19 protein-coding genes are annotated in these 21,730 nt (G+C 61.5%); 7 read left to right on the top strand and 12 right to left on the bottom strand.

The window, feature by feature from the left end:
• Positions 1 to 2: 2 nt before the first annotated feature.
• The 10 genes from AC07R1_RS14855 to rpsB form a co-directional block, all read right to left on the bottom strand.
• Positions 3 to 506 carry an OmpH/Skp family outer membrane protein gene (locus tag AC07R1_RS14855; protein ID WP_011059533.1) on the bottom strand — a complete coding sequence of 168 codons (504 nt, stop codon included), beginning with the start codon at positions 504 to 506 and terminating at the stop codon, positions 3 to 5.
• A 45-nt stretch (positions 507 to 551) separates the two neighbouring features.
• Positions 552 to 2,942, bottom strand: a complete 2,391-nt coding sequence (bamA, locus tag AC07R1_RS14850) for an outer membrane protein assembly factor BamA (protein WP_495110650.1) — start codon at positions 2,940 to 2,942, stop codon at positions 552 to 554.
• Positions 2,943 to 3,016: 74 nt separating this feature from the next.
• Positions 3,017 to 4,369, bottom strand: coding sequence for a sigma E protease regulator RseP (gene rseP, locus AC07R1_RS14845; protein WP_495110649.1), 1,353 nt, complete (start codon positions 4,367 to 4,369; stop codon positions 3,017 to 3,019).
• Between the two features lie 49 nt (positions 4,370 to 4,418).
• The gene (gene ispC, locus AC07R1_RS14840; protein ID WP_125062630.1) at positions 4,419 to 5,609 is read right to left on the bottom strand and encodes a 1-deoxy-D-xylulose-5-phosphate reductoisomerase; all 1,191 of its coding nucleotides are present in this window, start codon (positions 5,607 to 5,609) and stop codon (positions 4,419 to 4,421) included.
• The gene (locus AC07R1_RS14835) at positions 5,606 to 6,412 is read right to left on the bottom strand and encodes a phosphatidate cytidylyltransferase (RefSeq protein ID WP_011059529.1); all 807 of its coding nucleotides are present in this window, start codon (positions 6,410 to 6,412) and stop codon (positions 5,606 to 5,608) included. The genes ispC and AC07R1_RS14835 overlap by 4 nt, the downstream gene beginning before the upstream one ends.
• The gene (uppS, locus tag AC07R1_RS14830; RefSeq protein ID WP_011059528.1) at positions 6,412 to 7,167 is read right to left on the bottom strand and encodes a polyprenyl diphosphate synthase; all 756 of its coding nucleotides are present in this window, start codon (positions 7,165 to 7,167) and stop codon (positions 6,412 to 6,414) included. The genes AC07R1_RS14835 and uppS overlap by 1 nt, the downstream gene beginning before the upstream one ends.
• Positions 7,168 to 7,182: 15 nt before the next feature.
• Complete coding sequence (frr, locus tag AC07R1_RS14825) at positions 7,183 to 7,740, bottom strand: ribosome recycling factor (protein ID WP_011059527.1); 558 nt, start codon at positions 7,738 to 7,740, stop codon at positions 7,183 to 7,185.
• Positions 7,737 to 8,480 carry a UMP kinase gene (gene pyrH / locus AC07R1_RS14820; RefSeq protein ID WP_011059526.1) on the bottom strand — a complete coding sequence of 248 codons (744 nt, stop codon included), beginning with the start codon at positions 8,478 to 8,480 and terminating at the stop codon, positions 7,737 to 7,739. The genes frr and pyrH overlap by 4 nt, the downstream gene beginning before the upstream one ends.
• Positions 8,481 to 8,689: 209 nt before the next feature.
• Entirely contained in the window at positions 8,690 to 9,556 is an 867-nt protein-coding gene (gene tsf / locus AC07R1_RS14815; RefSeq protein ID WP_011059525.1) for a translation elongation factor Ts, read from the bottom strand.
• A 203-nt stretch (positions 9,557 to 9,759) separates the two neighbouring features.
• Positions 9,760 to 10,497, bottom strand: a complete 738-nt coding sequence (gene rpsB / locus AC07R1_RS14810; RefSeq protein WP_011059524.1) for a 30S ribosomal protein S2 — start codon at positions 10,495 to 10,497, stop codon at positions 9,760 to 9,762.
• A 407-nt stretch (positions 10,498 to 10,904) separates the two neighbouring features.
• Here rpsB and map point away from each other — a divergent pair, with 407 nt between their 5' ends.
• From map to dapC, 3 genes are read left to right on the top strand one after another with little or no spacing between them, the layout of a single operon-like run.
• The gene (map, locus tag AC07R1_RS14805; RefSeq protein ID WP_011059523.1) at positions 10,905 to 11,687 is read left to right on the top strand and encodes a type I methionyl aminopeptidase; all 783 of its coding nucleotides are present in this window, start codon (positions 10,905 to 10,907) and stop codon (positions 11,685 to 11,687) included.
• A 48-nt stretch (positions 11,688 to 11,735) separates the two neighbouring features.
• On the top strand, positions 11,736 to 14,438 hold the full coding sequence (locus AC07R1_RS14800; protein ID WP_011059522.1) for a [protein-PII] uridylyltransferase: 2,703 nt from the start codon (positions 11,736 to 11,738) through the stop codon (positions 14,436 to 14,438).
• A gap of 38 nt (positions 14,439 to 14,476) precedes the next feature.
• A complete protein-coding gene (dapC, locus tag AC07R1_RS14795) occupies positions 14,477 to 15,676 on the top strand; it encodes a succinyldiaminopimelate transaminase (RefSeq protein ID WP_495110648.1) in 1,200 nt (399 codons plus the stop codon).
• Positions 15,677 to 15,731: 55 nt separating this feature from the next.
• Here the strand turns inward: dapC and AC07R1_RS14790 are convergent, their stop codons facing one another.
• The gene (locus AC07R1_RS14790) at positions 15,732 to 17,378 is read right to left on the bottom strand and encodes a Na+/H+ antiporter (protein WP_495110647.1); all 1,647 of its coding nucleotides are present in this window, start codon (positions 17,376 to 17,378) and stop codon (positions 15,732 to 15,734) included.
• A gap of 237 nt (positions 17,379 to 17,615) precedes the next feature.
• Here AC07R1_RS14790 and AC07R1_RS14785 point away from each other — a divergent pair, with 237 nt between their 5' ends.
• The 4 genes from AC07R1_RS14785 (at position 17,616) to AC07R1_RS14770 (ending at position 20,735) form a co-directional block, all read left to right on the top strand.
• Complete coding sequence (locus AC07R1_RS14785) at positions 17,616 to 17,978, top strand: ArsC family reductase (RefSeq protein ID WP_011059519.1); 363 nt, start codon at positions 17,616 to 17,618, stop codon at positions 17,976 to 17,978.
• 33 nt (positions 17,979 to 18,011) lie between these two features.
• Entirely contained in the window at positions 18,012 to 19,046 is a 1,035-nt protein-coding gene (gene dapD / locus AC07R1_RS14780) for a 2,3,4,5-tetrahydropyridine-2,6-dicarboxylate N-succinyltransferase (protein ID WP_011059518.1), read from the top strand.
• 76 nt (positions 19,047 to 19,122) lie between these two features.
• On the top strand, positions 19,123 to 20,328 hold the full coding sequence (locus AC07R1_RS14775) for an aminotransferase class V-fold PLP-dependent enzyme (protein ID WP_495110646.1): 1,206 nt from the start codon (positions 19,123 to 19,125) through the stop codon (positions 20,326 to 20,328).
• Complete coding sequence (locus AC07R1_RS14770) at positions 20,325 to 20,735, top strand: SufE family protein (protein ID WP_065364552.1); 411 nt, start codon at positions 20,325 to 20,327, stop codon at positions 20,733 to 20,735. The genes AC07R1_RS14775 and AC07R1_RS14770 overlap by 4 nt, the downstream gene beginning before the upstream one ends.
• A gap of 82 nt (positions 20,736 to 20,817) precedes the next feature.
• Here AC07R1_RS14770 and tcdA read toward each other — a convergent pair whose 3' ends face one another.
• Positions 20,818 to 21,639, bottom strand: coding sequence for a tRNA cyclic N6-threonylcarbamoyladenosine(37) synthase TcdA (gene tcdA / locus AC07R1_RS14765; protein ID WP_072451174.1), 822 nt, complete (start codon positions 21,637 to 21,639; stop codon positions 20,818 to 20,820).
• Between the last annotated feature and the right edge of the window lie 91 nt (positions 21,640 to 21,730).

Raw genomic sequence — 21,730 nt, 5'->3', positions numbered from 1 at the left:
GCTTACTTCAGCTGATTCATACGCTCGATAACCTGGCGAGTGATGTCGTACTGAGGTTTGACATCAATCACTGCGCCACGCTCGAAGACCAGGTCGAAACCGCCTTTCTTGATGACTTCTTCCACAGCGCTGTCCAGCTTCGGCTTCAGCTGCTTGAGCATTTCGCGGTCGGCAACGGCTTTGGCTTCGTTCAGCTCCTTGGACTGGAACTGGAAGTCACGGGCCTTTTGCTTGAACTCAAGCTCCAGGCGTTCACGCTCGCCCTGCTGCATCTTGTCGCCACCGGCCACCAGACGGTCCTGGATGCCTTTGGCGCTGCTTTCCAGAGTCTTCAGCTTGGTCAACTGAGGGCCGAACTTTTTCTCGGCATCCACGGCGTACTTCTTGGCTGCGTCAGATTCCAGCAGGGCCATCTGATAGTTCAGGACGGCGATTTTCATTTCGGCAAATGCCGGGCTCGCGACCAGAACGGTGGCCAGGAGAACCAATTGAGTCAACTTACGCACGATGCACTCCTACAAAATCCATTGTCGTTATCTTGGATCAGGCTATTAGAAAGTCTGACCGAGAGAGAATTGGAACACCTGAGTTTCAGCGTCATCCGGTTTCTTGATCGGCATCGCCAGGGCGAAGCTCAATGGCCCCAGAGCGGTGACCCAAGTCACACCGACACCAACCGAACTGGCCAGATTGCTCAGGCTGATATCGTTGCACTGCGTTTTCACGTTCGACGCCGCAATGGTGTTGGACGTGCTTTCACAGCGAGAGTTGAAGACGTTACCCACATCCCAGAACAAGGAAGTACGCAGCGAGCGCTGATCCTTGACGAAAGGCAACGGGAACAGCAACTCGGCACCACCCTGGATCAATACGTTACCGCCGAATGGCAGTGGATCCCGATCCGGGTCTTCAGCCGTACCGACGTTACCGGTTACACCAACACCACGACTAGGAGTACTGCGTGGGCCCAGAGTGCTGTCCTTGAAGCCACGTACCGAGTTGAAGCCACCAGCATAGTAGTTCTCGTAGAACGGCAAGCCCTTGGTATCGCCAAAGCCGTCGCCATAACCCAGCTCGGTATGGAAGCGCATGGTGTAGTTCTCACTCAACGGCGTGAACAACTGGCCACGGTAGTCGAGCTTGAAGAACGACAGGTCGCTGCCCGGGGTAGTGGTTTCCAGCACCAGGCTTTGCGAGTGACCGCGGGTCGCCAATACGCCTTTGTTCAGGGTCGACTCGGACCAGCCGGCCGAGGCCTTGAAGTTCAGGTAGCTGTCGCCCTGCTTGTTCACGAAGTCGAAGATTTCGTCGACGGTGTACAGGCCGGTCTTGATCTTGTCCTGCTGCGCGGTCAGACCGAAGGTCAGACGCGAGGTCTCGCTGATCGGGTAGCCCACGCTGACGCCGGCACCCAGGCTGTCCACCGCATAGCTGGCCACGTCGACGTCGAGGTCTTTGTAGTCAGTGGTGCGATAGAAGGCGTTGTAGCCCAGGCTCACGCCATCGGCGGTCCAGTAGGGGTCTACGTAGCCGAAGTTGTAGCGGCTCTGGTATTCGCTGCGTGTCAGGCCGATGCTGACCTTGTTACCGGTACCCAGGAAGTTGTTCTGGGTGATCGAACCACCGAGGATCAGGCCCGCGCTCTGGGCAAAGCCGACGCTGGCGGTGATCGAACCGGATGCTTGCTCTTCAACCGCGTAGTTCACGTCTACCTGGTCATCCACACCCGGCACGGCCGGGGTCTCGACGTTGACTTCCTTGAAGAAGCCCAGGCGCTCAAGACGGGTCTTGGATTGATCGATCAGGTAGGTCGAAGCCCAGCCGCCTTCCATCTGGCGCATCTCGCGGCGCAGCACTTCGTCCTCGGACTTGGTGTTGCCACGGAAGTTGATGCGGTTGACGTAGGCACGCTTGCCCGGGTCCACCACAAAGGTGATGTCCACGGTGTGGTCTTCATCGTGAGGCTGAGGCACGCCGTTGACGTTGGCGAAGGTATAACCCTCGTTGCCCAGGCGGCGAGTGATGAGTTCGGAAGTGGTGGTCATCAGCTTGCGCGAGAACACCTGGCCCTTCTCCACCAGCAGCAGCGCCTTGACCTGGTCTTCAGGGACTTTCAGGTCACCGCTGAGCTTCACGTCACGAACGCTGTACTTCTCGCCTTCGTTGACGTTGACGGTGATGTAGACATGCTTCTTGTCCGGGGTGATGGACACCTGGGTCGAGGCGATATCCATGTTGATATAGCCACGGTCCAGGTAGTAGGAACGCAGGCGCTCCAGGTCACCGGAGAGTTTTTCACGGGCGTACTTGTCGTCGTTCTTGAAGAACGACAGCCAGTTGGTGGTCTTGAGTTCGAACAGGCCGATCAGGTCTTCATCGGGGAAGACGGTGTTGCCTACCACGTTGATGTGCTGGATGGCTGCGACTGTGCCTTCGTTGATCTTGACCTTCAGGCCAACCCGGTTACGTGGCTGCGGCACGACTTCGGTTTCAACGCTGGCCGAGTAACGACCCTGAGCGACATATTGACGCTGCAGCTCGTTGCGCACGCCTTCGAGGGTCGCGCGCTGGAAGATTTCACCTTCCGCCAGACCGGACTGCTTGAGCCCTTTCATCAGGTCTTCAGTAGAGATCGCCTTGTTGCCTTCGATCTCGATACTGGCAACCGACGGCCGTTCGACTACCGTGATGACCAGGACGTTGCCATCGCGGCCCAGCTGGATGTCTTGAAAGAAACCGGTTTTGAACAGCGCACGAGTGGATTCCACCAGGCGACGGTCGTCCGCCTGCTCGCCGACGTTCAACGGCAAGGCACCAAAGACGCTACCCGCGGAAACGCGCTGGAGGCCGTTGACGCGGATATCGGAGATAGTGAAGGACTCGGCGTGAACTTCGGCGATCATCAATACGGTGAGAACCGCAGTTAGCAGCAGACGTTTCATGAAGTCCTTTCTTATTCCAACTGGCAATAAACAAACTGCCGCAAAATGCGGCAGATTCGCAATTCAGCGAAGCGTTACAGACGACCCAGATCGTTGACCAGAGCAAGCAACATGACTCCGACCACCAAGCTGATACCGATCTGTATCCCCCAACCTTGCACCCGATCCGACAAGGGACGACCACGCGCCCACTCGATCAGATAAAACAGCAAATGCCCCCCATCCAGCACTGGGATGGGCAACAAATTCAGAACACCCAGGCTAATACTCAGATAAGCAAGGAAATTCAAGAAATCAGCAATGCCCGACTGGGCAGAAGCGCCCGCCACTTTAGCAATGGTTATCGGTCCACTCAAGTTTTTTACCGAGAGCTCGCCGAACAACATTTTCTTCAGCGATTCGAGGGTCAGGACGCTCATGGTCCAGGTCCGTCGGGCCCCTTCACCAATCGCCTCCAACGGCCCGTAGCTGACCTCGCGAAGCATCTGCGGCGGCCAATCTACCGCTTTCACCCCGGCCCCCAGGTAGCCATTTGGCGCTTTGCTTTCGCCGCGGCTGGCCAAGGTCACGGGGACGTCGATTTGAGCACCATCGCGCTCGACATGCAGCACAATTTTCGTATCAGGGTGCACACGGACCCAATCCACCACTTGCTGCCAGTCATTGAGGGGCTGGCCATCAAGGGCCAACAGACGATCGCCGGTCTTCAGGCCAGCGGCCTGGGCCGGGCCCTTGGGGTCAAGTTCAGCCAGCACCGGCGGCAGGGCCGGACGCCACGGACGAATGCCCAGGGAGCGAATCGGATCCGGCTCATCAGCCCCTTTCAACCATTTATCCAATTCCAGCTGGCGTGGCGAATCCACAGTGGCGCCCTGCTCACGCACCAGCACCTGCAGCGCACCGCTTTCACCCAGGCGCCGCACCAGTTGCAGGTTCACGGCCGCCCAGCCGGTAGTCGGCTCGCCGTCGATGGCGACGATTTCCTGGCCGGCACTGAGCCCGGCCTTGGCAGCAATACTGCCAGCCTCTACATCACCGATGACCGGTCGCACCTGCTGGCTGCCCAGCATCGCCAGGGCCCAGAAAAACACCAGTGCGAGGAGGAAGTTGGCAATCGGACCGGCAGCAACAATCGCGATACGCTGGCGAACCGACTTGCGGTTGAAGGACTGATCGAGCTCCTCGGTAGCTACCTCGCCTTCACGCTCATCCAGCATCTTCACGTAGCCGCCCAGCGGGATAGCGGCGATGACGAACTCGGTGCCGCGACGATCATGCCAGCGCAGCAAGGGCATGCCAAAGCCCACGGAGAAGCGCAGAACCTTGACGCCACAACGACGGGCGACCCAGAAGTGACCGAATTCATGGAAGGTGACCAGCACACCCAGGGCTACCAGGGTGCCGACAATCATATAGAGCGCGCTCATCTACTTTCTCCGCAATCCTATTCGCCGCCACTCGCCCCGGTCGCGAATCCTATCGCCCGTTACGCTGCAACCATTGTTGCGCCAGGACTCGAGCCCTGGCGTCTGCCGCAAACACTGCGTCGAGTTCATTGACTGCGACCACAGGCTCACGGGTTAAAACCTCATCGATGATACTCGCGATCTCCGGGTAGCGGATGCGCCGCTCGAGAAACGCCGATACCGCCACCTCATTGGCCGCATTCAGCATGGCCGGAGCGCTGTTACCCGCCTCGGCAGCTTGCCGTGCCAGGCGCAGGCAAGGGAACCGCTGCTCGTCGGGTGCCTGGAAATCCAGGCGAGCAATGGCGAACAGATCCAGCGGCGCTACACCGGAATCAATGCGCTCCGGCCAGGCCAGGGCATTGGCGATCGGGGTGCGCATATCCGGATTACCCAACTGCGCCAGGACCGAGCCGTCGACGTAATCCACCAGCGAGTGGATCACGCTTTGCGGGTGCACCACCACTTCGACCTGGGAAGGCCTGGCATCAAATAGCCAGCAGGCCTCGATCAGTTCCAGCCCCTTGTTCATCATGCTTGCCGAGTCCACGGAGATCTTGCGCCCCATGGACCAGTTCGGATGGGCACAGGCCTGTTCGGGGGAAACATGCTCAAGCTCTTCCAGAGGCGTCTGACGGAAAGGACCGCCCGAAGCCGTCAGAAGAATACGTCGCACACCGACCCGACTCAGCCCGCGGGAAAAATCCGCGGGCATGCATTGAAAGATCGCATTGTGTTCACTGTCGATAGGCAACAGCACGGAACCACTCTTGCCCACTGCCTCCATGAACAGCGCGCCAGACATCACCAGCGCTTCCTTGTTGGCCAACAGGATCTTCTTGCCGGCCTCAACCGCCGCCAGAGTCGGGCGCAACCCCGCCGCACCGACAATCGCCGCCATCACGGCATCGACTTCCGGAGCCGAGGCCACCTCGCACAACCCCTGCTCCCCCACCAGCACCTGGGTAGCCAGGCCGGCGGCGCGCAAATCTTGCTGAAGGCGGCTGGCGGCCGCGGCCTCGGGCACCACCGCAAAACGGGGCTCATGCTTTACGCACAACGCCAGCAACTCGGCCAGACGCGTGAAGCCCGTCAGGGCAAACACTTGATAACGATCCGGATGACGGGCAATCACATCCAGGGTGCTCAGACCGATAGAGCCGGTAGCCCCCAGAACCGTGATCTGCTGTACAGCAGTCACAGCGCAGCCATCCACAACAGCACGGCAAACACCGGAATGGCCGCGGTCAGGCTGTCGATGCGATCCAGCACCCCACCATGACCGGGCAACAGGTTGCTACTGTCCTTGATACCCGACTGGCGCTTGAACATGCTCTCGGTCAGGTCGCCGACCACCGAAATGAATACAACGATCGCTGCACCCAGCAGCCCCAGGATCATCTGCCCCAGGGTCCAGTCACGCACCAGCCCCACCACCGCGGTGATCACCAGGCTCAACGCCAGGCCGCCGTACACGCCCTCCCAGCTCTTGCCCGGGCTGACCTGGGGCGCCAGCTTGCGCTTGCCGAAGGCCTTGCCGGAGAAGTAGGCACCGATATCCGCACCCCACACCAGCACCATCACCGCCATGATCAACCAGTTGCCCAGTGGCAGTTGCTTGATGAACACCAGCCCTTGCCAGGCCGGCAGCAGGATCAGCAGGCCGATCAACAATTTGGGTGCGGCACCGGACCATTGCTCGCTGGAACGCGGATAGGTCAGCACCAGGTAGGTCGCCAGCGCCCACCACAGCACCGCAGCACCCAGCACCCAGGGCGCAACGCCCGGAACCAGATGCATCAGGAACAACAGCGCCGCCACCACCACGGCGAAGGCCACCCGAGCCGGCTGCGCCTCGAAGCCCGCCAGGCGCGCCCACTCCCAGGCACCGAGGCTTACCACCAGACCGATGAACAGGGCGAACCCCGAGCCTTCGAGGAGGAAGAACCCGCACAAGGCGATCGGCAGCAGGATCAGCGCAGTAATGATTCGTTGTTTAAGCATTAAACCCGGGCTCCAGCCTCGACCTGCTCGCTCGTCTTACCGAAGCGCCGCTGGCGAGATGCGTAATCGGCCAATGCGTTACGCATGGCTTCGTGTTTGAAGTCCGGCCAGAACAGGTCGGAGAAATACAGCTCGGCATAGGCCAGCTGCCACAACAGGAAATTGCTGATGCGATGCTCGCCACCGGTCCGGATGCACAGGTCCGGCAGCGGCAGGTCGCCGGTCGCCAGGCAGGTCTGCAGCAGGCCCGGAGTGATGTCCTCGGGCCGCAGATGCCCGGCCTGGACTTCGCGTGCCAGGCGCTGGGCGGCCTGAGCGATATCCCACTGGCCGCCATAGTTGGCGGCGATCTGCAGGATGAAACGATCACTGCCCGCGGTAATGGCTTCCGCTTCGCGCATCGCCGCCTGCAACTCGGGATGGAAGCGTGAACGATCGCCAATGATCCGCAGGCTGATGTTGTTCTCGTTGAGGCGCTTGGCTTCACGACGCAGGGCCTTGAAGAACAGATCCATCAAGGCACTGACTTCGTCAGCCGGGCGCTGCCAGTTCTCACTGGAAAAGGCAAACAGGGTCAGCACCTCGACCTTGGCCTCAGCGCACACTTCGATCACTGCACGTACCGCATCAACACCCGCCTTATGCCCGGCGACACCCGGCATAAAGCGTTTTTTTGCCCAGCGGTTATTACCATCCATGATGATTGCCACATGACGCGGCACCGAGGACAACACGGACTGCTTGGTCTTTTCCATGAAAACGCCTGACCCTTATACGGCCATCAAGTCCTTTTCTTTTTCCTCAGTCGCCTTGGCGATCTGAGCTTCAAAGTCCTTGATCAGCTTATCGATTTCGGCGCTGCCACGGCGCTCTTCGTCTTCGCTGATTTCCTTGTCCTTGGTCAGCTTCTTCAACTCACCCAGGGCATCGCGGCGAATATTGCGCACTGCAACCCGCGCATCCTCGGCGGCAGCACGCGCCTGCTTGGTGAAGCCCTTGCGGGTTTCCTCGGTCAGCGGTGCCATCTTGATCAGCAGCAGCTCACCCAGGTTGGTCGGATTGAGGTTAAGACCGGCACTGCCGATGGCCTTGTCGATGGCTCCGAGCATATTGCGCTCGAACGGCACTACCTGCAGGGTCTGGGAGTCCTTCACGGTAACGTTGGCAACGCCACTCAACGGTGTGTCGGTACCGTAGTAAGGCACCATCACACTGCCCAGGATGCTGGGGTGAGCCTTGCCGGTGCGAATCTGGCCGAATGCATGGGCCAGGGACTCCAGGGATTTCTTCATGCGCTCTTGAGCGTCTTTCTTGATTTCGTTGATCATTGCTCGCCTTCCTCGATCAGGGTTCCTTCAGCGCCACCATGCACGATATTCAGCAGGGCGCCGGGCTTGTTCATGTTAAATACCCGCAGCGGCATCTTGTGGTCGCGGCACAGGCAGATTGCCGTCAGGTCCATCACTCCCAGCTTGCGATCCAGCACTTCATCGTAAGTCAGATGATCGAACTTCTCGGCATGCGGGTCCTTGAACGGGTCTGCAGTGTAAACACCATCGACCTTGGTTGCCTTGAGCACCACGTCGGCATCGATCTCGATAGCGCGCAGGCAGGCTGCGGAGTCGGTGGTGAAGAACGGGTTGCCGGTACCGGCCGCGAAGATCACCACCTCTTTGGAGTTCAGGTGGCGCATCGCCTTGCGACGGTCATAGTGATCGGTCACGCCGACCATGGAAATAGCCGACATCACGATGGCCGAGATATTCGCACGTTCCAGTGCATCACGCATGGCCAGGGCGTTCATCACAGTGGCCAGCATGCCCATGTGGTCGCCCGTGACCCGATCCATCCCGGCCGCGCTCAATGCAGCGCCGCGAAACAGGTTGCCACCACCGATCACCAAGCCTACCTGGACGCCGATACCAACCAGTTGGCCGACTTCCAGCGCCATGCGATCCAGCACCTTGGGATCGATCCCGAACTCTTCCGAGCCCATCAGGGCCTCGCCGCTAAGCTTGAGTAGAATGCGTTTATAGCGAGCTTGATAACCACTGCCCTGCTGAGCCATTGCGAATCTCTCCTGCGGCGTATTTAAAAAATTCTTTGCGGGCTGTTTACAGCCTGCGTTCACTCTAGCTTGACGCTGTCACAGCGCCATCAGAACACGACTTTGTAAGGCGGTTCCGAGGATAAACAACTAAATTACCCTGCCCATTTGAAAAGAGGCTGCGCGCGTGAGCGGGCAGCCTCTTCTGGGCGACAGTTGAAAAAACCGTCTTACTGTTGCTTGGCAGCAGCCAGTTGTGCAGCAACTTCTTCGGCGAAGTTGTCTTCTTTCTTCTCGATGCCTTCACCTACCGCGAAACGGGTGAAGGAAACGATTTCAGCGCCGCCTTTCTTGGCCAGAGCACCTACGGTGATTTCTGGATCCTTGACGAAAGCTTGCTCAACCAGGCTGGCTTCGGCCAGGAACTTGCTGATACGGCCAGCGATCATTTTCTCAACGATTTCGGCTGGCTTGCCTTTCATCTTGTCTTCGTTCAGCTGCAGGAACACAGCCTTTTCACGCTCGATCGCTTCAGCCGAAACTTGCGATGGCAGCAGGAACTCAGGGTTGCTGGCCGCTACGTGCATGGCGATGTCTTTGGCCAGTTCAACGGAACCGCCTTTCAGAACAACCGCAACACCGATCTTGTTGCCGTGCAGGTAGGTGCCGACCACGTCGCCTTCAACGCGAGCCAGACGACGGATGTTGACGTTCTCGCCAGTCTTGCCAACCAGGATCAGGCGGGCAGCTTCTTGAGCTTCGATCAGCGGAGCGGCGTCGGTCAGCTTGTCAGCGAAAGCCTTTTCCACGCTAGCGGCAACGAATGCCTTGAAATCGTCCTGCAGAGCCAGGAAGTCGGTCTGCGAGTTGACTTCCAGCAGGACAGCGGCTTTACCGTCGTCCTTGATGGCGATAGCGCCTTCAGCAGCAACGTTGCCTGCTTTCTTGGCAGCCTTGATGGCGCCGGAAGCACGCATGTCATCAATGGCTTTTTCGATGTCGCCGCCGGCCTTGGTCAAGGCCTTTTTGCAGTCCATCATGCCTTCGCCGGTACGCTCGCGCAGTTCTTTGACCAACGCTGCAGTAATCTCTGCCATTTTCAAAATCCTCTTGGATAGGTTTTCAACCATTCCACCCGATCGAACGGGCGCTCAATTCTTGGGCATTGCCCCGAAACCACTTCATAACAGCCCCGCATTACAGAAACTGTCGGGGCGCGACGACGAAATGATTTTCGAGTTGGCAAAAAGGGGGCCAAGCCCCCTTTTTGCGTGCTGAGTCAACGCTACGCGTCAGTTACTCAGGCTTCAGCCGCCGGTGCTGCAGCTTCTTCGAACACTTCGGTGCCGCCAGCAACGTTGTTGCGACCACGGATCACGGCGTCAGCCATCGAACCCATGTACAGCTGGATGGCGCGAATGGCGTCATCGTTGCCTGGGATGATGTAGTCAACGCCTTCCGGGCTGCTGTTGGTATCGACAACGCCGATGACCGGGATGCCCAGCTTGTTGGCTTCGGTGATCGCGATGCGCTCGTGGTCAACGTCGATCACGAACAGTGCGTCAGGCAGGCCGCCCATGTCCTTGATACCACCCAGGGAACGATCCAGCTTTTCCAGATCGCGAGTGCGCATCAGCGCCTCTTTCTTGGTCAGCTTGGCGAAGGTGCCGTCTTCTGCTTGCACTTCAAGGTCACGCAGACGCTTGATGGAAGCACGGATGGTTTTGTAGTTGGTCAGCATGCCACCCAACCAGCGGTGATCGACGTACGGCGAACCGCAACGTGCTGCTTCTTCAGCAACGATCTTGCCAGCGGAACGCTTGGTGCCGACGAACAGAATCTTGTTTTTGCCCTGGGCCAGACGCTCTACGAAAGTCAGAGCTTCGTTGAACATTGGCAGGGTTTTTTCAAGGTTGATGATGTGGATCTTGTTGCGCGCGCCGAAAATGTACTTGCCCATTTTCGGATTCCAGTAACGGGTTTGGTGACCGAAGTGCACACCGGCCTTCAGCATATCGCGCATGTTGACTTGGGACATGATAGTTCCTTAATAAGTCGGGTTAGGCCTCCACGTATCCCAATGACCAACCAACAGCTTGTGCTGAGGGCACCCAGGTCATCGTGTCGACACGTGTGTGGGTTTGAGCTTTTCGGGGCATCCCCGGAAAGCGGCGCATTTTATACCACAGCAAGGGCAAAAACGGAACCCGGATTCACACTTGACGATCCGCAGGCATTTTGCCCGCCTCTTGGAATCGGTCCAGAATGCACCATTGTATAGAGAGAAGCGCCAGCAGAACCTCAGATTTGCGCTGAGCCTCTGTTAGAATCGCACCTTTGCGGCTTTTGAAAACCTTGCTGGCCCATCGTAGGCCAAGCCTTGCGCATGCGGGTTTTCGAGCCATTTCCGTGTTTATCGCGCCCCTGGGCGTCAAGAGAGCCTGTATGACCGTCACCCTCAAAACTCCCGAGGACATCGCCAAAATGCGTGTCGCCGGCAAACTGGCCGCCGACGTGCTGGAAATGATTGCCGAGCATGTCAAACCCGGTGTCACCACCGAAGAACTGGACCGCATCTGCCATGACTACATCGTCAATGTGCAGGGTGCGATCCCTGCCCCGCTGAACTACAAGGGCTTCCCCAAATCCATCTGCACCTCGATCAACCACGTGGTGTGCCACGGCATTCCCAACGAGAAGCCGCTGAAGGATGGCGACACCCTGAACATCGATGTGACCGTCATCAAGGACGGCTACCACGGCGACACCAGCCGCATGTTCCACGTCGGCACCGTGCCGGTCTGGGCCGAGCGCCTGTCGCAGATCACCCAGGAATGCATGTACAAGGCCATTGAACTGGTGAAACCGGGCTGCCGCCTGGGCGACATCGGCGAAGTGATCCAGAAGCACGCGGAAAAGAACGGTTTCTCGGTGGTACGCGAGTTCTGCGGCCACGGCATCGGCAAGGTGTTCCACGAAGAGCCGCAGATCCTGCACTACGGCCGTGCCGGTACCGGCATGGAACTCAAGGCCGGCATGACCTTCACCATCGAGCCGATGATCAACCAGGGCAAGGCCGACACCAAGGTCCTGGGCGACGGCTGGACCGCCATCACCAAGGACCGCAAGCTCTCCGCGCAGTGGGAACACACCCTGCTGGTGACCGAAACCGGTTACGAGATCTTCACCCTGCGCAGCGATGACACCATCGCCCGGGTATCTGCCTGATCCACAACGCTGCGTCCCGACCTTATAGATAGAAAGGAAAGCCAATCGATGCCGCAGGTGGACCCCGAACTCTTCGACCGCGGCCAGTTCCAGGCGGAACTGGCGCTGAAGGCCAGCCCTATCGCCGCCTTCAAGAAGGCCATCCGCCAGGCACGGGAAGTGCTCGATACGCGCTTTCGCAGTGGGCGGGAGATCCGCCGGCTGATCGAAGACCGCGCCTGGTTCATCGATAACATCCTGCAAAAGGCCTGGGACCAGTTCAGCTGGAGCGAAGACGCCGACATCGCCCTGGTGGCGGTCGGCGGCTACGGTCGCGGCGAGCTGCACCCCTATTCCGACATCGACCTGCTGATCCTCCTGGACAGCGCCGACCACGAAATTTTCCGCGACTCCATCGAACGCTTTCTTACCCTGCTCTGGGACATTGGCCTGGAAGTCGGGCAAAGCGTGCGCTCGGTGGACGAATGCGCCGAACAGGCGCGGGCCGACCTGACGGTGATCACCAACCTGATGGAAAGCCGCACCATTGCCGGCCCCGAGCACCTGCGCCAGCGCATGCTGCAAGTGACCAGCACCGAGCACATGTGGCCGAGCAAGGATTTCTTCCTGGCCAAGCGGGCCGAGCAGAAGGCCCGCCATCACAAGTACAACGACACCGAATACAACCTGGAGCCCAACGTCAAAGGCTCGCCGGGTGGGTTGCGGGACATCCAGACCATCCTCTGGGTCGCGCGCCGCCAGTACGGCACCCTGAACCTGCGGGCCCTGGCCGGCGAAGGCTTCCTGGTGGAAAGCGAAAACGCGCTCCTGGCCTCGTCCCAGGAGTTCCTGTGGAAGGTCCGCTACGCGCTGCACATGCTCGCGGGGCGCGCCGAGGACCGCCTGCTGCTCGACCACCAGCGCTCCATCGCCACCCTGCTGGGCTTCGAGGGCGAAGATGCGAAACAGAGCATCGAAAGCTTCATGCAGCAGTACTACCGGGTGGTGATGAGCATCGCCCAGTTGAGCGACCTGATCATCCAGCACTTCGAGGAGGTGATCCTCGCCCCCGAGGACGAGGCACCGCCACAGCCGATCAATGCGCGCTTCCAACTGCACGACGGCTACATCGAGGCGATCAACGACAACGTATTCAAGCGCACGCCGTTCGCCATGCTGGAGATCTTCGTGCTGATGGCCCAGCACCCGGAAATCAAGGGCGTGCGCGCCGACACCATCCGCCTGCTGCGCGAACACCGGCACCTGATCGATGACGACTTCCGCCACGATATCCGCAACACCAGCCTGTTCATCGAGCTGTTCAAGTGCGAAATCGGCATCCACCGCAACCTGCGGCGGATGAACCGCTACGGCATTCTCGGACGCTACCTGCCGGAGTTCGGCTTCATCGTCGGGCAGATGCAGCACGACCTGTTCCACATCTATACCGTGGACGCCCACACGCTGAACCTGATCAAGCACCTGCGCAAAATGCAGTACACGCCGATCTCCGAGAAATTCCCGCTGGCCAGCAAGCTCATGGGCAAGCTGCCCAAGCCCGAGCTGATCTACCTGGCCGGTCTGTACCACGACATCGGCAAGGGCCGTCATGGCGATCACTCGGAAATCGGCGCCGTGGATGCCGAAGCCTTCTGCGTGCGCCACCAGTTGCCGCAGTGGGATACCCGGCTGATCGTCTGGCTGGTGCAGAACCACCTGGTGATGTCCACCACGGCTCAGCGCAAGGACCTGTCCGACCCGCAGGTGATTCACGATTTCGCACAGATCGTGGTCGACCAGACCCGCCTCGACTACCTCTACGTACTGACCGTCGCCGATATCTACGCCACCAACCCGACGCTGTGGAACTCCTGGCGCGCCAGCCTGTTGCGCCAGCTCTACACCGAGACCAAGCGAGCCCTGCGCCGCGGCCTGGAAAACCCGGTGGACCGCGAAGAGCAGATCCGCCAGACCCAGAGCGCCGCCCTGGACATCCTGGTGCGCAACGGCACCGACCCGGACGAAGTGGAACAACTCTGGTCCCAACTGGGGGACGACTACTTCCTGCGCCACACCGCCGGCGACGTGGCCTGGCACAGCGACGCGATCCTCCAGCAGCCGGCCGACGGCGGGCCACTGGTGCTGATCAAGGAAATCACCCAGCGCGAGTTCGAGGGCGGCACCCAGATCTTCATCTACGCCCCGGACCAGCACGACTTCTTCGCGGTGACCGTGGCCGCCATGGACCAGCTCAACCTGAACATCCATGACGCGCGCATCATCACCTCCAGCAGCCAGTTCACCCTCGACACCTACATCGTCCTGGACAACGACGGCGAATCCATCGGCAACAACCCGCAGCGAGTCGAGCAGATCCGCAAGGGCCTGACCGACGCCCTGCGCAACCCCGACGACTACCCGACCATCATCCAGCGCCGGGTGCCGCGCCAGCTCAAGCATTTTGCCTTCGCCCCCGAGGTGACTATCCACAACGACGCCCAACGCCCGGTGACCGTGCTGGAACTCAGCGCCCCAGATCGCCCGGGCCTGCTGGCGCGAATCGGCAAGATCTTCCTGGAGTTCGACCTGTCGTTGCAGAACGCCAAGATCGCTACCCTGGGCGAGCGCGTGGAGGACGTGTTCTTCATCACCGACGCGCACAACCAGCCCCTGTCCGACCCCCAGCTGTGCAGCCGCTTGCAGGATGCGATCGTCGAGCAGTTGAGCGTCAGCCACGAACCGACTATCGAAATGACCCGCCTGAGCATCTGACGGGTCCGAACCACCGCTTTGAGTGAGATACCGCCTCCATGAACCACGCTCTGAACCAGTTGCAGCCCTACCCGTTCGAAAAGCTGCGCGCCTTGCTCGGCACCGTGACGCCCAACCCGGACAAGCGCGCCATCGCCCTGTCCATCGGCGAACCCAAGCACCGCTCGCCAAGCTTTGTCGCCGAAGCCCTGGCCAGCAACCTCGATCAGATGGCGGTCTACCCCACCACCCTGGGCATCCCGGCCCTGCGCGAAGCCATCGCCGGCTGGTGCGAACGGCGCTTTGGCGTGCCCGCGGGCTGGCTCGACCCGGCGCGCAATGTGCTGCCGGTCAACGGCACCCGCGAGGCGCTGTTCGCCTTCACCCAGACCGTGGTCAACCGCGGCGAAGACGCCCTGGTGGTCAGCCCCAACCCCTTCTATCAGATCTACGAAGGCGCGGCCTTCCTCGCCGGGGCCAAGCCGCACTACCTGCCGTGCCTCGACGAAAACGGCTTCAACCCGGATTTCGACGCCGTGCCGGAGGAGATCTGGCAGCGCTGCCAGATCCTCTTCCTGTGCTCGCCGGGCAACCCCACCGGCGCACTGATCCCACTGGACACCCTGAAGAAGCTGATCGCCCTGGCCGACGAGCACGACTTCGTGATCGCCGCCGACGAGTGCTACAGCGAGCTGTACTTCGACGAACAGACCCCGCCGCCGGGCCTGCTCAGCGCCTGCGTCGAACTGGGCCGCAAGGACTTCAAGCGCTGCGTGGTGTTCCATAGCCTGTCCAAGCGCTCCAACCTGCCGGGCCTGCGCTCGGGCTTCGTCGCCGGTGACGCCGAGATTCTCAAGGGCTTCCTGCTGTACCGTACCTACCACGGCTGCGCCATGCCGGTGCAGACCCAACTGGCCAGCGTCGCCGCCTGGAACGACGAAGTGCACGTGCGCGCCAACCGCGCCCTGTACCGCGAGAAGTTCGACGCGGTGCTGGCGATCCTCGCGCCTGTGATGGATGTGCAGCGCCCGGACGGCAGCTTCTACCTGTGGCCGAACGTGGCCGGGGATGACGCCGCCTTCTGCCGCGACCTGTTCGAGCAGGAGCATGTGACCGTGGTTCCAGGCTCTTATCTGTCGCGGGATGTGGACGGCACCAACCCCGGTGCCGGACGTGTACGCATGGCGCTGGTTGCGCCGCTGGCGGAGTGCGTGGAAGCCGCGGAACGGATTCGCGATTTCGTGTTGCGTCGCGCTTGAGGCCTTTCGCCGGCAAGCCGGCTCCCACAACAGGAGTCGGCTGCTGGCGAACGCCTCACTTCACCGGCCCCAGATTGGCCTCGCTCATATCCAGGTCGGCCAGCACTTCGCGTAGCACATCGTCGCCAATCTGATGCAGGCGGCTCAGCCGATACAGCTCCAGCCGTTGCGCACGCAGGGCCTTGAGCCGCAGGCGGCGCTCCAGCAAGTCCATCTGGAACGCCAGGGCCTGGGCCTCGGCGGAATCGTTGTAGACCTCCAACTGATGCCGGTACTCGGCCATCAAGCGCCCCTTGAGCTCGGTGGCCAGGGCCGCCTGGGCGGCATCCGGGGTTTCACCGGTGTCAGCCACCTCTTCGGCTTCCAGGGCATGGATCGCCGCTTCGGCAGTTTTGCGCCAGGCATCCCGCACTTCCCCACGGCGCTTGTCGTCAGGGCTCTTCACAATGCCACGCAGCAGCAGCGGCAGGGCAATGCAGGCCGCCACCAGGGACAGCAGGATCACCCCGGCCGCGATGAAGATCAGCAGGTCGCGCTCCGGAAAGGCTTGGCCGGCACCGAGAAACAACGGTACCGACATCACACCGGCCAAGGTTACCGCCCCGCGCACTCCCCCCACCGTCAGCAACCAGCAGGAACGGGCGGTCGGCACCAGGGTCAACTCGCCCTTGCCGCGCCAGCGCCGCAGCAGGCCGGACAGGCGCCAGATGCTCTGCACCCAGATGAAACGCAACACCAGCAGCACCAGGAAAATCGCCACCACATCCAGGCAACGGTAGAACAGGGTCGGCCACAGCGAGGTCTCGTGACTGACCACGGCCTTGATGATGTCCGGCAGCTGCAACCCCAGGAGCAGGAAGATCAGGCCATTGAAGGCGAACTCCAGCAGTGACCAGACGCTGCGATTGAGCAGCCGGGTGCTGGTCTGGCGCGGCAGCAGGTCGAGCCAGCTCTGCATCATCCCCGCCGCCACCGCCGAGAGAATGCCCGAGGCCCCCAGGCGCTCAGCCAGCACATAGGCGGCGAACGGCAAAAGCAGCATGAACACCACGTGGGTCGCCGGGTCATCCCAGCCTCGGGCGATCATCCAGGCCCGCAGGCGCCCCACCAGCCAGCTCAGTGCCACCCCGACCGCCAGGCCGCCCACCGCCACCAGGACGAAGGTCAGGCTGGCGTTGGCCAGGGAGAACACCCCGGTCACCGCCGCTGCCAGGGCGAACTTGAAGGTCACCAGGCCCGAGGCGTCATTCATCAGCGCCTCCCCCTGGAGCATGTGCATCAGGGGCGTGGGCAAGCGGTTCTGGGAAATCGCCGATACCGCCACGGCGTCGGTGGGCGAAAGCACGGCGGCCAGGGCAAAGGCCACCGGCAACGGAATGCTCGGCAGCAGCCAATGGATGAAGTAGCCGGCGCCCACCACGGTGAACAGCACCAGCCCTACTGCCAGGGTCAGGATCGGCCCGCGCAGGCGCCAGAATTCGCGCTTGGGCATGCGCCAGCCATCGGAAAACAACAGCGGCGGCAAGAACAGGAAGAGAAACAGCTCCGGGTCCAGGGCCACGTGCAACCCCAGGGTCGGCCAGGCCAGCAAGGCGCCGGCGGCAATCTGCACCAGGGGCAGCGGCAGTGGAATCACCCGTCCGACAAGACGCGAGAGGCTCACCAGCATCAGCAGGATGAGGACGGTATAGGCGGTTTGCATAAAGCGGGCTTCCCGATCTGAAACTTCAAAGCAGACACACAACAGCGGCAGGAATTCACCGCAGAAGTGCCATATTAGCCGCTTAAGCTGCGTTTACGCCGCTGCACAAAAGTCGCAACGGCGCCCGGGCGTGGAAACACAATGCGACAAAGCCCCGCAGCAGCCGACGCCGAATCGGCGCGGTCGTGGCATAATCCGTGACCTTTCATCTCCAGCATCTCCAAAGGGGGCAATTCCTTGACCGCTTCAAGCAAAACGTTGCACCTTTTCGGCATCAAAGCCTGTGACACCATGAAAAAGGCGCGCACCTGGCTCGATGAACACGCTGTCAGCTATGACTTCCATGATTACAAAACCTCCGGCATTGACCGTGAGCACCTGAATCAGTGGTGCGACGAGCACGGCTGGCAGGTGGTGTTGAACCGCGCGGGCACGACCTTTCGCAAACTCGATGACGAAAGCAAAGCCGATCTCGACCAGGCGAAAGCCGTTGAACTGATGCTCGCGCAACCTTCGATGATCAAGCGCCCGGTGCTCGATCTCGGAGACAAGACCCTGATTGGCTTCAAGCCAGACCTTTACGCAGCAGCGCTCAAGTAAGCCTGCTCAATCAATTTCGCAAGAGGTAACTGCATGTCCACTACCCTGTTCAGCCTGGCATTCGGTGTCGGCACCCAGAACCGCCAAGGCGCTTGGCTGGAAGTGTTTTACGCATCGCCCCTGCTCCAGCCTGCGGCTGAAATCGTCGCTGCCGTAGCGCCGATCCTCGGCTACAGCGAAGGCAACCAGGCCATCACGTTCACCACCGCCCAGGCCGCGCAAATGGCCGACGCACTGAAAAGCATCGACGCCACCCAGGCCGCCCTGCTGACCCGCCTGGCCGAAAGCCACAAGCCGCTGGTAGCGACCCTGCTGGCCGAAGATGCCCAGCTGACCTCCACTCCAGAGGCCTACCTGAAGCTGCACCTGCTGTCCCACCGCCTGGTCAAGCCGCACGGCCTGAGCCTGGCCGGCGTGTTCCCGCTGCTGCCGAACGTGGCCTGGACCAGCCAGGGCGCGATCGACCTGGGCGAGCTGGCCGAGCGTCAACTGGAAGCGCGCCTGCGCGGCGAGCTGCTGGAAGTGTTCTCGGTGGACAAATTCCCGAAAATGACCGACTACGTGGTGCCGAGCGGCGTGCGTATCGCTGACAGTGCGCGGATCCGCCTGGGCGCTTACATCGGCGAAGGCACCACCGTGATGCACGAAGGTTTCGTCAACTTCAACGCCGGCACCGAAGGCCCGGGCATGATCGAAGGCCGGGTTTCCGCAGGCGTGTTCGTCGGCAAGGGGTCGGACCTGGGCGGCGGTTGCTCCACCATGGGCACCCTGTCGGGTGGCGGCAACATCGTGATCAAGGTCGGCGAAGGTTGCCTGATCGGCGCCAACGCCGGTATCGGCATCCCGCTGGGCGACCGCAATACCGTGGAGTCGGGCCTGTACGTGACCGCCGGCACCAAGGTGGCGCTGCTGGACGAGAACAACCAACTGGTCAAAGTGCTCAAGGCCCGGGAACTGGCCGGCCAGCCGGACCTGCTGTTCCGTCGCAACTCGGAAACCGGCGCCGTGGAGTGCAAGACCCACAAGTCGGCCATCGAGCTGAACGAAGCGCTGCACGCTCACAACTAAGCAGCGATTCGGTTTCACTGGAACCGGCCAGGCGCTTATCATCGGCGCCCGGCCTGTTCAAACGAGTTCTGCCACCATGCTTGTAGCCTCCCCCTGGCGCGCCGACTTCCCGGCCATCGCCGCCCTGCATCGCCAGGACCAGACGTACCTGGACAACGCCGCCACCACGCAAAAACCCCAAGCCCTGCTGGACGCGCTGGCGCACTACTACGCCAATGGCGCGGCCAATGTGCATCGTGCGCAACACCTGCCCGGCGCCCACGCCACCCAAGCGTTCGAAGACAGCCGCAGCAAGGTCGGCCAATGGCTGAATGCCGGTGACAGTGGGCAGATCGTCTTCACCCACGGCGCGACCTCCGCGCTGAATCTTCTGGCCTACGGCCTGGAGCACCAATTTTCCCCGGGCGATGAAATCGTCATCAGCGCCCTGGAGCACCACGCCAACCTGCTGCCCTGGCAGCAACTGGCCCAACGTCGCGGTCTCAAGCTGATGGTCCTGCCCCTGGACCCGGACGGCCTGATCGACGTCGACGCGGCAAGCCGCTTGATTGGCCCGCGCACCCGTTTGCTGGCGGTGAGCCAGCTGTCCAATGTGCTTGGCGCCTGGCAACCCTTGACCCCACTGCTGGCCATGGCCAGGGCCCAGGGCGCACTGACGGTGATCGACGGCGCCCAGGGCGTGGTCCATGGCCGCCACGATGTACAGGCCCTGGGCTGCGACTTCTATGTGTTCTCCAGCCACAAGCTGTACGGCCCGGATGGGGTCGGCGTGCTGTTTGGCCGTCATGCAGCACTCAAGGGCCTGCACCACTGGCAGTTCGGCGGTGAAATGGTCCAGGACGCCGATTACCAGCACGCCAGCTTCCGCCCCGCCCCCCTGGGGTTCGAGGCCGGTACACCGCCGATTGCCGGGGTCATCGGCCTGGGGGCCACCCTGGATTATCTCGCCGGCCTGGATCAGCAAGCACTGGCCGACCATGAAGCAGCGCTGCACGCCTACATGCTGCACGGCTTGCAGGCGCGCAATGGCATCCGCCTGCTGGGCTCGCCGCAAGTGGCCCTGGTCAGTTTTGTCGTGGATGGGGTGCACAACGCCGACCTGGCGCACCTGCTGACCGAACAAGGCATTGCCGTACGCGCCGGACACCACTGCGCCATGCCGCTGATGAAAAGCCTGGGGTTGGCCGGCGCGATTCGCGTGTCATTGGCGCTGTACAACGATTCCGAGGACCTGGAGCGTTTCTTCGAAGCCCTGGATCAGGCCCTGGAGCTGCTGCGATGAGCCTGCCGGCGGATGCCGTCGCCGCCCTGGAGATTTTCCAGGGGGCTGCCGGCTGGGAACAGCGGGCGCGCCTGCTGATGCAATGGGGCGAGCGCCTGCCGCCCCTGAGCGAGGCCGACCGGGTCGAGGCCAACCGGGTGCACGGCTGTGAAAGCCAGGTCTGGCTGGTGGCGGCCCTAGAAAACGGTCATTGGCAGTTTGCCGCGGCCAGCGACGCGCGGCTGATTCGCGGGCTGGTGGCCCTGCTCCTGGCGCGGGTCAATGGCCTGACGGCACAGCAGTTGCGGGAAGTGGACCTGGCCGACTGGTTCAACCAGTTGGGCCTGTCGCGCCAGCTCTCGCCCTCGCGCAGCAATGGCCTGAACGCCGTCTTGCAACGCATGAGCGAACTGGCCAGCGCCCCCTAACTCCGTAGGAGCCTGCTTGCTGGCCAACAGGCCCATAAGCCTTGCCCCCTCCTCGCGGCCCTCTTCGCTGGCAAGCCAGCTCCTACGGGGCGGCGGGCTTGCTGCGCTCCGACGGGCGGCGCACGCCGGCGACAATCTTGTCCACTGCCTTGGTCGCCGCCACCATGCCGAAGGTCGCGGTCACCATCATCACCGCGCCAAAGCCGCCGGCACAGTCGAGCTTAACGCCATCGCCGACAAAACTCTTCTGCAGGCAGATGCTGCCGTCCGGCTTCGGATAACGCAGCTGCTCGGTGGAAAACACGCAAGGCACGCTGTAGTGCCGGGTTACGGTGCGCGAGAAACCGTAGTCGCGGCGCAGGGTGGACCGCACCTTGGAGGCCAACGGGTCATTGAAGGTACGGTTCAGGTCGCAGACCTGGATCAGCGTCGGGTCGATCTGCCCCCCCGCGCCGCCGGTGGTGATGATCTGGATCTTGCGTCGCTTGCACCAGGCAATCAGCGCCGCCTTGGCATTGACGCTGTCGATGCAGTCGATCACGCAATCGATGTCTGGGGTGATGTACTCGGCCATGGTCTCGCGGGTGACGAAGTCCGCCACCGCGTGCACCTTGCAGTCCGGATTGATGCCGCGCAGGCGTTCGGCCATGACCTCGACCTTGGGCTTGCCCACAGTGCTGTCCAGCGCGTGCAACTGGCGGTTGCTGTTGCTGACGCAGACGTCATCGAGGTCGAACAGCGAGATCTCGCCCACCCCGCAACGGGCGATGGCTTCCGCCGCCCAGGAACCGACGCCGCCGACGCCAACGATCGCCACATGGGCCGCCCGCAGCCGTTCCAGGCCTTCAATGCCATACAAACGGGCGACGCCGGCAAACCGTGGATCTTCTGTACTCATGACCATCACCTAAAAAACCGGCGCGCATTATAGGGCCTCAACGCGACAAGTTTTAACCTTGAAGCTACAAGTAAAGAACTTAAACCCGAATACAATG

The organism is Pseudomonas sp. GW821-FHT07F01 (assembly GCF_059418825.1).
The sequence above is the reverse complement of the archived record's forward strand: the minus strand, read 5'-3'. Positions and strand labels throughout refer to the sequence as shown.